The organism is Streptomyces sp. NPDC050287, from assembly GCF_044459385.1.
Lineage (GTDB): Bacteria > Actinomycetota > Actinomycetes > Streptomycetales > Streptomycetaceae > Streptomyces.
Map to the genome: position 1 here is coordinate 189929 of NZ_JBITIY010000008.1, position 14688 is coordinate 204616.

Genomic DNA, 14688 nt, shown 5'->3' on the forward strand with positions numbered 1-14688 from the left:
GCTTCGCGCCCGGAGCGCCACGGTGCCCAACCGGGGCACACAGAGGGCTACCCGCCGGTAGCAATTGCTGACAAGCTGTCTACCCCGTTGTCGTCCTACCCGTGTCGTCCTACCCCGTGTTCGTCCTACCCCGTGTTCGTCAGTGAGTCCCGCCGAGGAGCATCAGCATGTCCGCGACCACCGTGTCCTTCAAAGTGCCCTCCCCCCAAGGCCCGCGGCCCGTCACCGTCTCCTACACGCGCGCGGGCAGCGGCCAGCCCCTGCTCCTGCTGCACGGGATCGGGCACCACCGGCAGGCCTGGGACCCGGTGGTGGACATCCTGGCCGCCGAGCGCGACGTGATCGCCGTGGACCTCCCCGGGTTCGGTGCCTCCCCCGGTCTGCCGGACGGCCTGGCGTACGACCTGCCCACGACCACCGCCGTGTTCGGCGCCTTGTGCGAGACCCTGGGGCTCGACCGGCCGCATGTCGCGGGCAACTCGCTCGGCGGACTGCTCGCCCTGGACCTCGCCAAGGATCAGCTCGTACGTTCGGTCACCGCGCTGGCGCCGGCCGGTTTCTGGACGCCTGCCGAGCGGCGCTACGCCTTCGGCGTGCTCATCACCATGCGGCGGATAGCCGAGCGGATGCCGCTCCCGCTGGTCGAGCGGCTTGCCCGCACGGCGGCCGGCCGTGCCGCCCTGACCAGCACCATCTACGCCCGCCCGAGCCGTCGTGCGCCCGAGGCCGTGGTCGCGGAGACGCTGGCGCTGGCACGGGCGACGGGCTTCGCCCACACTCTCCGGGCCGGTAGGACCGTCCAGTTCACCGACGACATCCCCGGCGTCCCGGTCACCCTGGCCTGGGGCACGCGAGACTTCGTATTGGTGCCGCGCCAGGGTGTGCGGGCCAAGCGGATCATCCCCCGGGCGCGGCTGGTACGGCTGCCCGGCTGTGGCCACTGCCCGATGAACGACGATCCCGCGCTGGTCGCACGCGTCATCCTGGACGGCAGCCGCTGACCGGGTGGCCGGCCATTCAGGTCGCCAGAGCGCGAAGGCAGTTTTCGTCTCGCACGTGTTCCTGGCGTCCACGGGCGCTCCTCTTCGTCCCCGATGACGCACGAAGTCGTCCCTGATGACCGCACGACTTCATCCCTGAGGACGCCCGGTCGGGTACAACTCCTCCCTCGTAATTCCGGGGACGGCCCCGGTCCGGCGCGTCTAAGGTCCCGCCTTATGACGTCGTCACCGACCGGCTCCGGGACCGTCGCGTGGGAGGTGCTGCTGCCCGCCGCGTCGGCGCCGGCCCGTGCGCGGGGCCGGGCCCTTCAGGCGGCACTGCGGGAGGCAGTCCGCTCGGGGCGGCTCACCGCGGGCACGCGGCTGCCGTCGAGCCGGGACCTCGCGGCCGACCTCGGGGTCTCGCGGGGCCTGGTCACGGAGACCTACGAGCAGTTGACGGCGGAGGGGTATCTGCGCAGCGGCCGCGGGGCCGGAACCTGGGTGAGCGAGGCCGTACGGGCCGCGCGGCCCCGCGCGCAGGACCTCGCCCCGCGCTCCCTGGGCGCCCGCGCCGACTTCCTGCCCGGAAGTCCGGACCTGTCGCTGTTCCCGCGCGCCGCGTGGGCCGCCGCCCAGCGTGGGGTCCTGGCCGAACTGGCGCACCAGGAGCTCGGCTATCCCGATCCGCGCGGGTTGCCCCGGCTGCGTACCGCGCTCGCCGAACTGCTCACGCGCCGCCGGGGTGTGGTCGCGGACCCGGAGCGGATCGTGGTCGTCTCCGGGGTGACCCAGGCGACCACCCTCCTCGGGCTCGTCCTCCGCGCGCGCGGGGTGCACGCGGTCGGGGTCGAGAACCCTGGCAGCCCCCAGCACGCCGAGCTCTACGCGACGGCTGGTGTCACCACGGTTTCCGTCCCCCTGGACGACGAGGGACTCGCCATGGGCGCGCTGTACGGCTCGGGCGTACGGGCCGTGGTGACGACCCCCGCCCACCAGTTCCCCACCGGGGTCGCCTACTCGGCGCGGCGCCGCGCGGAACTCCTCGGCTGGGCACGCTCCGTGGACGGCCTCGTCCTGGAGGACGACTACGACGGCGACTTCCGTTACGACCGCGCTCCCGTGGGCGCGCTCCAGGGAGTCGACCCGGAACACGTGGCCTACACGGGCTCGGTCAGCAAGTCACTCGCACCAGGGCTGCGGCTGGGCTGGCTGCTGGTCCCGGAGTCCCTCGTCGAGGAGGTCGTCGCCCGCAAGCGGACTTTGGATCTGGGGCATCCCTCGCTCGACCAGGCGTTGTTCGCCCGCTTCGTGGAGCGCGGCGACTACGACCGCCACCTGCGCCGCTGCCAGCGCGCCTACCGGGAACGGCGGGACGCCCTCGTCGCCGCCCTGGAGGAGCACTTCCCCGGCACGGAGGTGACCGGGATCGCTGCGGGACTGCACGTCATCGCCGCGCTGCCGGAGCGTTACGGCCCGCAGGAGCGGTTCCTCGCGGACGTGGCCGCGGCCGGGGTGACCGTACGTCCGCTGTCGGACTGTGCCCACACGCGCGTCGAGACCGACGGCAAGGGGGATGTCCGGCTGGTCCTGGGATACGCACAGCTGTCCCCCGCGCGGATCCGGGACGGCGTACGGGCGATGGCGGAGGCCGTCACGGCCTGACCGGCGTCACACGCGCCGGTCGGTTCCGATGTGCACGCGGGTTCCGGTGCCCCCGGGGTCAGTTGTTCACTTGCGGTTTGCGTGTGCGCTGCGGCGCACCAGTAGTTGTGGCACTGCACACTGGCCAGTTGCGGCACCGCACGCCGGCCGGATCCCGTCGCTGGAGGCGTATCCATGTCACACCGTCCGCTCCCCGGCCGCCGCAGCGTCCTGCGCGGCTCTCTGGCCGCCTCGGCGGCCCTGACCCTGCCCGCGGCCCTCGGCTCGGCACCGGCCCTCGCCCTGTCCGGGCGCCCGAAGGCGGGGTGGGGCGTGCAGACGGGAGACGTGACAGCCGACTCCGGCCTGGTGTGGGTGCGCTCCGACCGGCCCGCCCGGATGATCGTCGAGACGTCCGCGACCGAGTCGTTCCGCAACCCGCGCAGATGGCACGGCCCACTGCTCGGCGCGGACACGGACTTCACCGGCACCACCCGGCTGCGCGGACTGCCCTCGGGCGAGCAGATCCACTACCGCGTCCTGCTGGCCGACCCGGACGACCCGCGCCGCACCGGCGAGCCGGTCGCCGGCACGTTCCGTACCGTGGCGCCGCGCCGGAGCCACGGTGTGCGCTTCCTGTGGTCCGGTGACCTGGCCGGGCAGGGCTGGGGCATCAACCCCGAGTTCGGCGGCTACACGATCTACGACGCGATGGCGAAGCTCGACCCCGACTTCTTCCTCTGCAGCGGCGACAACATCTACGCCGACGGCCCGATCGCGGCGACCCAGGCCCTGCCCGACGGCGGCACCTGGCGGAACATCATCACCGAGGAGAAGTCCAAGGTCGCCGAGACCCTGGCCGAGTTCCGCGGCAACTTCCGGTACAACCTGCTGGACGAGAACCTCAAGCGGTTCAACGCCCAGGTGCCGTCCGTCATCCAGTGGGACGACCACGAGGTCCGCAACAACTGGTACCCGGGCGAGGTCATCGCGACCACGGACACCCGCTACACCGAGAAGAGCGTCGACGTGCTGGCGGCGCGGGCCCGGCGCGCGTTCAGCGAGTACTTCCCCGTCTCCACGCTGCGGCCGGGCGCTCGGGACGGCCGGGTGTACCGGGTCCTGCGGCAGGGCCCGCTGCTGGACGTGTTCGTGCTGGACATGCGGACGTACCGCAACGCCAACTCGCCCGACGACCAGACCGTGGACCCGCAGGGCATCCTCGGCGCCGAGCAACTCGAGTGGCTCAAGCGGGAGCTGTCGCGCTCGCGGGCGGTGTGGAAGGTGATCGCCGCCGACATGCCGCTCGGGCTGGTCGTGCCGGACACCACCGAGGGCAGGCCGAACATCGAGGCCGTGGCGCAGGGCGACCCGGGCGCGCCGCTCGGGCGTGAGCTGCAGATCGCCGAGCTGCTGCGGTTCGTCAAGCACCGGCGGATCACCGGCACGGTGTGGCTGACGGCCGACGTGCACCACACCTCGGCGCAGCACTACCAGCCCTCGCGGGCCGCCTTCACCGACTTCGAGCCGTTCTGGGAGTTCGTGTCCGGGCCGCTGAACGCCGGCGCCTTCCCGGCCAGCGCGCTCGACAGCACCTTCGGTCCGGAGCGGGTGTTCGTGAAGGCGCCGACCGCCTCCAACGTGTCGCCCGCCGGCGGCTACCAGTTCTTCGGCGAGGTCGACATCGACGGCCACAGCGGGGAGCTGACAGTACGGCTGCGGGAGCAGGACGGCACCGTGCTGTTCACCCAGGTGCTCCAGCCGGGCCGGGTGGGCCAGTAACTCCCGTACCCTCGAAGGGCGTCCCGCGCACCGGCGTCATCTCCCGGTGCGCGGCTCGCGCCCGCGGCTCGGTTCTGCGGCTCGGTTCTGCGGCTCGGTTCTGCGGTCAGACCGTATAAGAAACAACAAAAAGCTACGGAACCACACTTTACCGATCAGTCACAGAGCGTTCGTGATCACGCAACACCCTTCCTTCACAGTGGTCGCATGACTCGAAAAGTGTCCGATGTGACCCGCGCCAAAAACGGCCGTCCCGTCCACCACTGGCGACGCGACGTGGTCGAACTCGCCGCCCTGTTCACGGCCGTCGCGGTGGCGGACGCCGTGGCGAACCTCGTGGGCCACGGCCCCGACGGCCCGGCCCTGCTGGTGGCCTCGGCGGTCGTCCTGATCGCCACCGCGACCTTCCACACATGGTGGTCACGCCGCCACGGTCACGCCCCTCCGACGAGTGATACCGATGCCCGGCCACTGCCCGGGAAGCAGCAGGCCGGGCCCTCCGGCCGGCCCGCGGCGGGCCCGGACCCGGTGACCGGGGCCAGCACGCTGTGGCGGATGCGGACGACCGTGAAGGACGAGCCGGGCTCGCTGGCCGCCCTGTGCGTGGCCCTCGCCGGACAGCGGGTCGACATCCTGAGCCTGCAGACCCATCCCCTGGCCGACGGCACGGTGGACGAGTTCCTGCTGCGCGCCCCCGCGGAGCTCGCGGGCTCCGGCATCACCCGTGAGGTCGCGCTGGCCGGAGGCAGCGACACCTGGATCGAGCGCGCGGACGCCCACGACCTGGTGGACGCCCCGACGCGGGTCCTCGGCCTGGCCACCCGTACGGCCCTGGACGCGGCGGAACTCCCCCTCGCGCTGAGGCAGTTGCTCGGCCGGTGCACCATCCGCTCACTGCCCGCCAAGCCGGCGGCCGGAGGCGGCCGGGTACCGCAGGACGTGCCGGTGGAAGGGGTGCTGGAGAACACCGTGATGCGCCTGCGGGCGCCGGAAGGCGGAGCGATCACCGTGGAGCGGCCGTACCTGCCGTTCACCCCGACCGAGTTCGCCCGGGCCCGTGCCCTGGTGGAGCTCGACGCGCGTCTCGGTCCGCGGGTGCCGCGCAGCCAGGACGTGCTGACCCTGCCCGAGGGCAACGCGATCACCGTACGGCGGGCCGACACCGGTGACCTGGAGGCCGCGAGCGCGATGCACGAGCGGTGCTCGGCGCGGACCCTCGGGATGCGCTACCACGGGCCCGTCGGTGACGCCGACCGCTATTTGAACCACCTGCTCAGCCCACGCTTCGGCCGCACCCTCGCCGTGCAGACCCCCTCCGGCCGCATCGTCGGACTCGGCCACCTGCTGTGGGACGGGGACGAGACGGAGGTCGCCCTGCTCGTCGAGGACGCCTGGCAGCGGCGCGGCATCGGCGCCGAACTCCTGGGCCGGCTGGTGGCGATGGCGGTCGAGGCGGGCTGCGCCAGCGTGTACGCGGTGACGCAGTCGTCCAACACCGGCATGGTCGCGGCGATGCGCGGACTCGGTCTCCCCCTCGACTACCAGATCGAGGAGGGCACCCTGGTGATCACTGCCCGCCTGGACGCGTCCTCGGCCGGCGCGCTGCCGCCGTACACGCAGGACCGGGAGTTCGGCGAGGAGATCGTGCGGGACTAGGTGTGCTGTCCCGGGACGTTGGTGACGGGCGACGAGGCCCCTTTCGCAGCAGGCCCCAGCGGGACCGGACGTCGCCGGCGGGTGGCCCGGTGTCCTTGGTGAACGGCTCGGCGGGTGGAGCCGGGCCGTTCGTCCGGGGCCCGGGACAGGCGGCGTGATGCCGGTTGTCGGCTCAATCCGAGTGACGCGCGGCGGCCCCTCGTACGAGGATGGGGCGCATGTCACAGACCAAGAGCCCTCTCCCCCGCGAGGTCGCCGACGCCTATGTCGACGAGCTCATCGCCCTTGACCCGATCACCGGTACGTATCTCGGCGTGAAGGAGAGTTCGAGCAGGTTGCCCGACCTCTCGCCCGCGGGCCAGGAGGCGCTCGCGGATCTCGCGCGCAGGACCCTGGTCCGGCTGGACGAGGCCGAGCGGCAGCCCGGCGCGGACAGTGACATCGAGCGCCGGTGCGCGCGCCTGCTGCGCGAGCGGCTCAGCGCGGAACTCGCCGTGAACGAGGCTGACGAGAGCCTGCGCGCGGTCGGCAACATCGCCACGCCCGTGCACTCGGTGCGCGACATCTTCACCCTCACGCCGACGCAGTCCGACGAGGACTGGGCCCAGGTCGCCGAGCGGCTGCGCGCGGTGCCGGCCGCGCTGGCGGGCTACCGCGAGTCGCTCGCCCTCGGCCTGGAGCGCAAGCTGTACGCGGGCCCACGGGGCACCGCCACCTTCGTCGGGCAGCTGACGCAGTGGGCGGACACGGACGGCAAGGGCCGCGGCTGGTTCGAGGACTTCGCTTCGGCCGGCCCCGAGACGCTGCGCACCGACCTCGACGAGGCCGCCCGCACGGCGACCGCGGCCGTCGTCGAACTGCGGGACTGGATGCGGGACGTGTACGCGCCGGCGGTCGAGGGCGCCCCGGACACGGTGGGCCGCGAGCGCTACGCCCGCTGGTCGCGCTACTTCAACGGCACGGACCTGGACCTGGACGAGGCGTACGCGTACGGCTGGTCCGAGTTCCACCGGCTGCTGGGCGAGATGAGGCGGGAGGCGGAGAAGATCCTGCCCGGCGCCGAGACGCCGTGGGTGGCGCTCGCCCACCTCGACGAGCACGGCAGGCACATCGACGGTGTCGACGAGGTCCGGGACTGGCTGCAGGGCCTGATGGACCAGGCTGTCGACGCGCTCGACGGCACGCACTTCGACCTCGCCGAGCCGGTACGGAAGGTGGAGTCGCGCATCGCTCCGCCCGGCGGCGCGGCGGCCCCGTACTACACGGAGCCCTCCGAGGACTTCTCGCGTCCGGGCCGCACCTGGCTGCCGACGATGGGCAAGACCCGCTTCCCGGTCTACGACCTGGTCTCCACCTGGTACCACGAGGGCGTCCCGGGTCACCACCTCCAGCTCGCCCAGTGGATGTACGTCTCCAAGGACCTCTCCCGCTACCAGGCCTCCATCGGCATGGTCAGCGCCAACGTGGAGGGCTGGGCCCTGTACGCGGAGCGCCTGATGGACGAACTCGGCTTCCTGACCGACCCGGAGCAGCGGCTCGGCTACCTCGACGCGCAGATGATGCGGGCCGCCCGGGTCATCGTCGACATCGGCATGCACCTGGAACTGGAGATCCCGGCGGACTCCCCCTTCCACCCGGGCGAGCGCTGGACGCCGGACCTGGCGCAGGAGTTCTTCGGCGCGCACAGCAGCCGGCCGGCGGACTTCGTGGAGAGCGAGCTGACCCGCTATCTGACGATGCCGGGACAGGCGATCGGCTACAAGCTCGGCGAGCGGGCCTGGCTGATCGGCCGGGAGAAGGCGCGTGAACGGCACGGTGAGGCCTTCGACCTCAAGGCCTGGCACATGGCGGCTCTGTCGCAGGGCTCACTGGGCCTGGACGACCTGGTGGACGAGTTGTCGGCTCTGTGATCACGGCGTCCGGTCAGCGCCGGAAGCCTCCTTCCGAGTCGATCACCTGACCGGTGACCCAGCCCGCCTCGTCCGTCGCCAGCCAGGCGATGAGGCGGGCCGGGTCGTCGGGCATGCCCCAGCGGCCGCCCGGGAACATCGCGGCGACGGCGTCGTACCCCTCGCCCGTGAGATAACCCGTGTCCACCGGGCCCGGGTTGACCGTGTTCACGGTGACCGCGTACTCGGCGAGCGTGGTCGACAGGGAACGGGTGATGGAGGCGAGGGCGCCCTTCTGGAGGGCGTACGCCATTTCGCCGGGCATGCCGCCGCCGTGGTCCTGACCGGACGTCATCATCACCACCCGGCCGCCGGGAGTACGCGCGGGCAGGTCGGCCCGCAGCCGGGCGTAGGCCTGCACCAGCAGCAGGACGGAGCGGGTGTCGACGGCCCAGTGCGCGTCGAGCTTCGCGGCGTCGATCGTGTCGAGGGTGCCGTCGGAGCCGCTGAGGGCGTGGTTGGCGACGAGGATGTCGAGCCGTCCACCGAGCGCCGCGGCGGCGGTGGCGATCAACCGGGCGGGCTCGGCAGGGTCGGACAGATCACCGGGGCCCGCGACCACCCGGGCGTCCGGATCGCCGAGCGCCGCCCGTACGGAGGCGACCACGTCCTCGGTCCGGTCCGCACCCCACGGCATCCGCTCGTCGTGCGGGACGTGGTGGTGCAGGTAGACGCCGGCCCCGTACGCGGCGAGCCGCCGGGCCACCGCGTGCCCGATACCGGCCCGCCGGCTGGCCCCGGTGACCAGAGCGGTACGACCGCGCAGCGGCAGTGGATCACGGCGCAGCTCTTCGGGCGTGGGGTGCGGGAGTCGAGGCATACGGATCATGGTGGACGGGGGGTGCGGTAGGGCGCACGTGATTTACCGGGTGGGGCACGCTCCTCTACGAGGTCACAGCCGCCGCAACTGGACGACCCCGATCCAGGTCTCGGGGCCGGGCTGAACCTGAGCCGCGCGCACCGCGTACCTGCCCGGATCCAGTACGACTCTGACGTGGTCGGTCCCTGTCGAGTCGGTGCCGGGCCAGGCCGCGTCGAAGAGGACGACCGGGCCGGGCACGGTCCAGTGGACCTCGTCCTCCCAGGCCGCCGTGGCGAGAGCGGCCGGCACTGTGGCGAGGAGTTCGTCCTCGGAGTCCGCGGCGCCCCAGCGGACGAACGCCGCGTGGTCGGGCAGGAAGGCGGTGGAGGCAGGTTCGTCCCCGAGGACCAGCGCGGCACAGTCCCCGACCGGGAGCAGTCCGACGAACCCGTCGATCTCGCACGCCCGGTCGTAGTCCGAGGCCGTTTCGTCCCCGTCGGCCCCCGCCCAGAACGGCAGAACCGTCTCCGGCACCGCTATCAGCGGTCCGCCGCCCGACTCCACCCACTCCACCGCACCCGGATCCGCGTATCGCACCATGCGGCAGAACCTACACTCCCGCACGACACGGCGAACTACGGCCTCAGCAGCCGCAATTCTCCGCGCCGACCGGCGCGGTCAGGGGATCGGCGGCGCGGAGCTCGCGGCCCTGCCAGGTCTCGTACGGGAAGCCCTCGCGCGCCCAGTACTCGAAGCCGCCGAGCATCTCCTTCACCTGGTAGCCCAGTTCGGCGAGGGCGAGCGCGGCCCGGGTCGCCCCGTTGCAGCCGGGACCCCAGCAGTACGTCACCACAGGTACCGACTTGTCGAGGAGTTGCCCGGCCTGCTCGGGGATGAGCGCGGTGGGCAGGTGGACGGCGCCCGGGATGTGCCCCTGGTCCCAGGACTCGGTGGAACGGGAGTCGAGGACGACGAAGCCGGGGTTCTCTTCGGCGTCGAGCGCGGCGGCGACGTCGGACACGTCGGCGTGGAAGGCGAGGCTCGCGCGGAAGTGGGCGGCGGCCTCGGCCGGGGCGGCGGGGGCGACGCGCAGGACGGGGTTGAGAGCGTGGGTCATGGTCATGATCGTGGACCGGCCTTCCTCGTGCGGATCTCGGTGCCCCGAAATCTACGGGCGCCGATCCGGATCCTGAAGGCGCGATCCACGGCACACCACTTGATCAGCCGGTGATTTCCCTGCTACTTCTCGGTCATGACCGCGTTTTCCCCGGACGCCACCGACTGGCGCATCCTCGATGTCCTCCAGCGGGAGGGGCGGGCCAGTTTCGCCGAGCTGGCCCGGGCCGTCTCCATGTCCGCGAGTGCGGTGACCGAGCGGGTGCGGCGGCTGGAGGAGGCGGGGGTGATCCAGGGGTACGCGGCCGTCGTGGACCCGGAGCGGCTCGGTCTGCCGATCCTGGCGTTCGTGCGGCTGCGCTATCCGAACGGCAACTACAAGCCGTTCCACGACTTGGTCGCGGTGACGCCCGAGATCCTGGAGGCCCACCACGTCACGGGCGACGACTGCTTCGTCATCAAGGTCACGGCCCGTTCGATGCGTCAGCTGGAGGAGGTGTCGGGCAAGATCGGCGCCCTGGGCTCGGTGACCACCAGCGTGGTCTACTCGTCCCCGCTGCCCCGGCGCCCGCTCGGCCACTGACCTCAGCCGACGCCCCGCTGCCGCAGCGTCGACCCCGAGCGGCCCTTCACCACCTCCAACTGTGCGTGGATACGCCGTCGCAGGTCGGGGACGTGGCTGACGATGCCGACGCTGCGGTCGCGTTCGCGCAGGGAGTCGAGGACGTCGAGGACCTCGTCGAGGGTCTGGTCGTCGAGGCTGCCGAACCCCTCGTCGATGAAGAGGGTGTCGAGCCGCACCCCGCCGGCCTCGTCGGTGACGACGTCCGCGAGGCCGAGGGCGAGGGCGAGCGAGGCGAAGAAGGTCTCGCCGCCGGACAGAGTCGCCGTGTCGCGCTCGCGGCCGGTCCAGGCGTCGACGACATGCAGCCCGAGCCCGCTGCGGCCGCGGCCGGCGCGGTCGTCGGAGTGGACGAGGGTGTAGCGCCCCGAGGACATGCGCTGCAGTCGTACGGTCGCGGCGGCGGCCACCTGTTCCAGCCGGGCTGCCAGGACGTACGACTCCAGGCGCATCTTGCGTTCGTTGTCCGCCGAGGTTCCCGCGGCGAGGCCCGCCAGCCGGGCCACCCGGTCGTACTCCTCGCGCAGTGGTGCCAGTCGGCGTAGGCCGGTGACCGCGCGCGTGGAGAGGCGGTCCAGTTCGGCGCAGCGCCTGGCCGCCGCGTCGCGCGCGGAGGCGGCGTCGCGCAGCCGCTGAGCCGCGGTGGCGGCGACCCGCTCGGCCGCGGTGAGGTCGGCCGGCGGCTGCTGGGCGGCGGCCGCGGTGTCGGTCTCGGCGAGAACGGCCCGTACGGCGGCCTCCTCCGACTGCCAGGCGTCCAGGCGGTGTTGGAGTTCACGGTGGGCGGCGTCGTCGAGCAGGGCGGCGGCCGCGTCCTGAGGAGTGTCGAAACCGGCCCGGAAGGCGGCGTCGGCGAGCCGGGCATCGGCGTCCTTGAGGCGCTGGGCGGCGTCCTCGGCGGCTCGCGCCGCGTCGGCGGCGTCGGTGAGGAGGGCTGCCCGCCGCTCCAGCTGTGCGGCCCGCGCGGCCACGCTGTCGGCCGCGCCGCGCGCCTGGGCCAATTCGGCGTCCAGGGACGCCCGTTCACGGTCCAGTCGCTCCCGGTGCCCCACCCGGGCGGCGGCCCGCACCGCCGCCTGCTGCTGGGCGACGGTGCGCTGCTCGTGTTCGTCCTCGGCACGCCGCAGCTCCTCGCGCGCGGAGTGCAGGACGGAGGCGTCCCCGCGGGCCTGTGCGTAGAGTCGTTCCAACTCGTCCAGTTCTTCGGCGAGTCGGCCGGTCGACGCGTCACCGGCCTCGGCGGTGGCGGCGGCCAGGGCCTCCCGTACGACGCCCAGGCGCCGTTCCCTCTCCGTGTGCAGCTCGTCCGCCCGCTGGTAGTCGGCCAGCGCCCGCTCCTCCGCCTCCCGGCCCACGTGCCCGGCGTCCTTGCGCGCGGGGGCGGGGTGTTCGGTGGCTCCGCAGACGGCACAGGGTGCGCCGTCCTCCAGCTGGGCGGCGAGTTCGGCTGCGATGCCGTTGAGGCGTTGTTCCTTGACGTCGAGCCAGTGCGCCTTGGCCTTCAGCGCCCCTTCCCGCGCGAGACGGGCCTGCTCGGCGGCCGTTTCCGTGTCACCGGCCAGCTGGTCGCGCAGGCGAGCGGCGTCGAGCCGCCGCCGCGCGGGCTCGCGCTGGACGGAGAGCTGCTCGGCCCGTGCCGCCGCCTCCTGCGCGGACTCGATCCGGCTCCGCAGTGCGGCCCGGGTCGCTTCCCATCCGGCGAGCCAGGCCACCGCCTCCTGCCGGACCTCCTCGTCGGCCCGCTCCTGATGCTCCAGGTCGGCCCGTTCCGCGACGAGTTCGGCGAGCCGCCGCTCGGCACGGCGCGCAGACTCCAGCCCGCCCAGTTCCTCGGCGGCCCGCCGCGCGGCGGCGGCGAGACCGCCGGCGCCGGCGTCGGCGAAGGCCTCGGGGAGCAGGGCACCCGCGTGCGTCCGGTCCGCGGTCGCCCTGCGGTGCTCGGCGTCCGCGGCCTCCCGCAGCTCCAGGGCCGGCGCCACCGCCTCCGCCTTGCGGGCCCGCTCCATCCGCGCCTGCGCTTCTCGGTGGGCGTCGGCGCGCTCCTCCAGGCGGGCGGCCCGCTCCCGCGCCTCGGTGAACCGCCGCTGCAGCCGGTCCCGTTCGCGTACGTCGGCCAGGTCCCGCTCGGCCGCCGCCTGGGCGGACTCGGCGGCCGTGAGACGGCAGTGGGCGATCGTCAGCTGTTCACGGGCGGTGCTGCGGGCGACGGCCGCCGCGCTCAGGACGGCCTCGGCGAGTCCTGGTTCGCCCGGGGCCAGCGCGGGCAGCTCCATGGCGCCGCCGGCCGCCTGCTGCATGCGGTGCGCGTCGGCCAGCAACGCGGCGTCCCCCTCACGCACCTGGGCCTCGGCCGCCCGCCTGCGTTCGGCGAGCCGCTTCTCGACCTCGGCGAAGCGGTGGGTGTCGAAGAGCCGGCCGAGCAGCCTGCCGCGGGCCTCCGCGTCCGCGCGCAGGAACCGCGCGAAGTCGCCCTGGGGCAGCAGGACGACCTGGCAGAACTGCTCACGGCTCATGCCGAGCAGCTGGGTGATCTCCTCGCCGATCTCCTGGTGGGACCGGCTGAGGTCCTTCCAGGCGCCGGCCGTGGCGTCGTACTCGCGCAGCCAGCTCTGCGCCTTGTCGAGGGTCGTTCCGGCGCCGCGCTTCTTGGGGCGTTCCCAGGGAGGCTGCCGGGTGACCTCCAACCGGCGCCCGGCGACGGTCAGTTCGAGGCGGATCTCGGTGCGCGTGCCGGTGGCGGCGTGGTCGCTGCGCAGGGTCAGGCCCTGGCCGCTCTGCCGCGCGCCCGGCACCGAGCCGTACAGCGCGTAGCACACCGCGTCGAGGACGGAGGTCTTCCCCGCCCCCGTCGGTCCGTGCAGCAGGAAGAGCCCGGCCGCCGACAGCTCGTCGAAGCCGACGCTCTGGGAGCCGCCGAAGGGGCCGAACGCCGTGATGTCCAGTCGGTGCAGCCTCACCGCGTCACCTCCCGCACGGTCGCGTCCGCCCGCACGGTGTCGAACGCGTCCCGCAGCACCGCTTGTTCGCGCGCGTCGGGACCGGCGCCGCGCACATGGGCCACGAAGTCCTCCGCGATCTCCTGGTCGCTGCGGCCGGCGAGTCGCCTGGCGTACGACACGGCGGGGTCGTCCGGCGCCCGCTCGGGGTCGAAGACGAGGCTGAGCGTGTGCGGGAAGCGCTCGGCGAGCCGGGCCATGGGGTCGGCGGGCCGGACCGGGTCGGTGAGCGTGGCCTCCACCCACGCCTGCTCGTACCGGGTCAGCTCCGGGTCGGCGAGCAGGTCCTCCAGGGTGCCCCGGATGCGGGCCAGGGCTCGGGGCACCGGGCAGTCGACGCGTTCGGCGCTCACCGCGCCCTCGGCGTCCAGGTCGACGAGCCACATGCTCTTGCGGTGGCCGGCCTCCGAGAAGGAGTACGGCAGCGGGGAGCCGGAGTAGCGCACGCGTTCGGTGATGGTCTGGCTGCCGTGCAGATGGCCGAGGGCCGCGTAGTCGACGCCGTCGAAGACGCCGGCGGGCACGGCGGCCACCCCGCCGACCGTGATGTCCCGTTCGCTGTCGCTTGCCTCGCCGCCGGTGACGAAGGCATGGGCGAGGACGACGGAACGCGTCCCCCGCGCGCGGGTGGCGAGGTCGGCGCGGACACGGTCCATGGCTGCCGCCAGCACCGCCTCGTGCCCGGCCTTCTCCACGGCGAACTCGTTCTTGACCAGGGCGGGTTCGAGATAGGGCAGCCCATAGAACGCCACGTCACCATGTGCGTCGGACAGGACCACCGGCACCCCGCAGGCCGACGGCTCGGTCCGCAGATGGATGCCCGCGCGTCCGATGAGGCCCGCGCCCACGCCGAGCCGGCGGGCCGAGTCGTGGTTACCGGAGATCATCACGGTGGGCACGCCGAGGTCGGCGAGACGGTGCAGGGCGTCGTCGAATAGTTCGACTGCGGCGAGCGGCGGCACCGCGCGGTCGTACACGTCTCCCGACACGACCACCGCGTCGACGTCGCGCTCCCGCGCGGTCATGACGAGATGGCCGATGAACTCGGCCTGGGCCCCGAGCATGTTCACCCGGTGGAACGCCCGGCCGAGATGCCAGTCGGATGTGTGCAGCAGTCTCATGATCCCCGAGACTAACGGCG

General features: G+C 73.1%; 11 protein-coding genes. 6 read left to right on the top strand and 5 right to left on the bottom strand.

The features are described 5' to 3' along the window. Window positions 1-167 precede the first annotated feature (167 nt). The 5 genes from ACIBK3_RS28935 (at window position 168) to ACIBK3_RS28955 (ending at window position 7972) form a co-directional block, all read left to right on the top strand. The gene (locus tag ACIBK3_RS28935) at window positions 168-1001 is read left to right on the top strand and encodes an alpha/beta fold hydrolase (RefSeq protein ID WP_399370303.1); all 834 of its coding nucleotides are present in this window, start codon (window positions 168-170) and stop codon (window positions 999-1001) included. Window positions 1002-1217: 216 nt separating this feature from the next. Further along, the gene (locus ACIBK3_RS28940; protein ID WP_399370305.1) at window positions 1218-2645 is read left to right on the top strand and encodes a PLP-dependent aminotransferase family protein; all 1428 of its coding nucleotides are present in this window, start codon (window positions 1218-1220) and stop codon (window positions 2643-2645) included. Window positions 2646-2819: 174 nt separating this feature from the next. After that, complete coding sequence (locus ACIBK3_RS28945) at window positions 2820-4406, top strand: alkaline phosphatase D family protein (protein ID WP_399370307.1); 1587 nt, start codon at window positions 2820-2822, stop codon at window positions 4404-4406. Window positions 4407-4613: 207 nt separating this feature from the next. Beyond that, window positions 4614-6062, top strand: coding sequence for a GNAT family N-acetyltransferase (locus ACIBK3_RS28950; RefSeq protein WP_399370309.1), 1449 nt, complete (start codon window positions 4614-4616; stop codon window positions 6060-6062). Window positions 6063-6280: 218 nt separating this feature from the next. After that, on the top strand, window positions 6281-7972 hold the full coding sequence (locus ACIBK3_RS28955; protein WP_399370311.1) for a DUF885 domain-containing protein: 1692 nt from the start codon (window positions 6281-6283) through the stop codon (window positions 7970-7972). A 13-nt stretch (window positions 7973-7985) separates the two neighbouring features. Here the strand turns inward: ACIBK3_RS28955 and ACIBK3_RS28960 are convergent, their stop codons facing one another. The 3 genes from ACIBK3_RS28960 to ACIBK3_RS28970 form a co-directional block, all read right to left on the bottom strand. Continuing rightward, complete coding sequence (locus ACIBK3_RS28960) at window positions 7986-8831, bottom strand: SDR family oxidoreductase (protein WP_399370313.1); 846 nt, start codon at window positions 8829-8831, stop codon at window positions 7986-7988. 72 nt (window positions 8832-8903) lie between these two features. Next, window positions 8904-9413 carry an immunity 21 family protein gene (locus ACIBK3_RS28965; RefSeq protein ID WP_399370315.1) on the bottom strand — a complete coding sequence of 170 codons (510 nt, stop codon included), beginning with the start codon at window positions 9411-9413 and terminating at the stop codon, window positions 8904-8906. 43 nt (window positions 9414-9456) lie between these two features. After that, window positions 9457-9936: a rhodanese-like domain-containing protein gene (locus tag ACIBK3_RS28970; RefSeq protein ID WP_399370317.1), complete on the bottom strand. Its 480-nt coding sequence runs from the start codon at window positions 9934-9936 to the stop codon at window positions 9457-9459. A gap of 129 nt (window positions 9937-10065) precedes the next feature. Here ACIBK3_RS28970 and ACIBK3_RS28975 point away from each other — a divergent pair, with 129 nt between their 5' ends. Next, complete coding sequence (locus ACIBK3_RS28975; protein ID WP_399370319.1) at window positions 10066-10512, top strand: Lrp/AsnC family transcriptional regulator; 447 nt, start codon at window positions 10066-10068, stop codon at window positions 10510-10512. A gap of 2 nt (window positions 10513-10514) precedes the next feature. Here ACIBK3_RS28975 and ACIBK3_RS28980 read toward each other — a convergent pair whose 3' ends face one another. Beyond that, window positions 10515-13508 carry an AAA family ATPase gene (locus ACIBK3_RS28980; RefSeq protein ID WP_399370321.1) on the bottom strand — a complete coding sequence of 998 codons (2994 nt, stop codon included), beginning with the start codon at window positions 13506-13508 and terminating at the stop codon, window positions 10515-10517. Beyond that, window positions 13505-14668 carry an exonuclease SbcCD subunit D gene (locus ACIBK3_RS28985; protein ID WP_399370323.1) on the bottom strand — a complete coding sequence of 388 codons (1164 nt, stop codon included), beginning with the start codon at window positions 14666-14668 and terminating at the stop codon, window positions 13505-13507. The genes ACIBK3_RS28980 and ACIBK3_RS28985 overlap by 4 nt, the downstream gene beginning before the upstream one ends. Between the last annotated feature and the right edge of the window lie 20 nt (window positions 14669-14688).

Excerpts from the sequence above, each read along its gene's own strand:
- ACIBK3_RS28945 (WP_399370307.1), top strand. The coding sequence starts at position 2,820 with ATGTCACACCGTCCGCTCCCCGGCCGCCGCAGCGTCCTGCGCGGCTCT.
- ACIBK3_RS28975 (WP_399370319.1), top strand. The coding sequence starts at position 10,066 with ATGACCGCGTTTTCCCCGGACGCCACCGACTGGCGCATCCTCGATGTC.
- ACIBK3_RS28985 (WP_399370323.1), bottom strand. The coding sequence starts at position 14,668 with ATGAGACTGCTGCACACATCCGACTGGCATCTCGGCCGGGCGTTCCAC.
- ACIBK3_RS28940 (WP_399370305.1), top strand. The coding sequence starts at position 1,218 with ATGACGTCGTCACCGACCGGCTCCGGGACCGTCGCGTGGGAGGTGCTG.
- ACIBK3_RS28935 (WP_399370303.1), top strand. The coding sequence starts at position 168 with ATGTCCGCGACCACCGTGTCCTTCAAAGTGCCCTCCCCCCAAGGCCCG.
- ACIBK3_RS28950 (WP_399370309.1), top strand. The coding sequence starts at position 4,614 with ATGACTCGAAAAGTGTCCGATGTGACCCGCGCCAAAAACGGCCGTCCC.
- ACIBK3_RS28955 (WP_399370311.1), top strand. The coding sequence starts at position 6,281 with ATGTCACAGACCAAGAGCCCTCTCCCCCGCGAGGTCGCCGACGCCTAT.
- ACIBK3_RS28970 (WP_399370317.1), bottom strand. The coding sequence starts at position 9,936 with ATGACCATGACCCACGCTCTCAACCCCGTCCTGCGCGTCGCCCCCGCC.
- ACIBK3_RS28965 (WP_399370315.1), bottom strand. The coding sequence starts at position 9,413 with ATGGTGCGATACGCGGATCCGGGTGCGGTGGAGTGGGTGGAGTCGGGC.
- ACIBK3_RS28960 (WP_399370313.1), bottom strand. The coding sequence starts at position 8,831 with ATGCCTCGACTCCCGCACCCCACGCCCGAAGAGCTGCGCCGTGATCCA.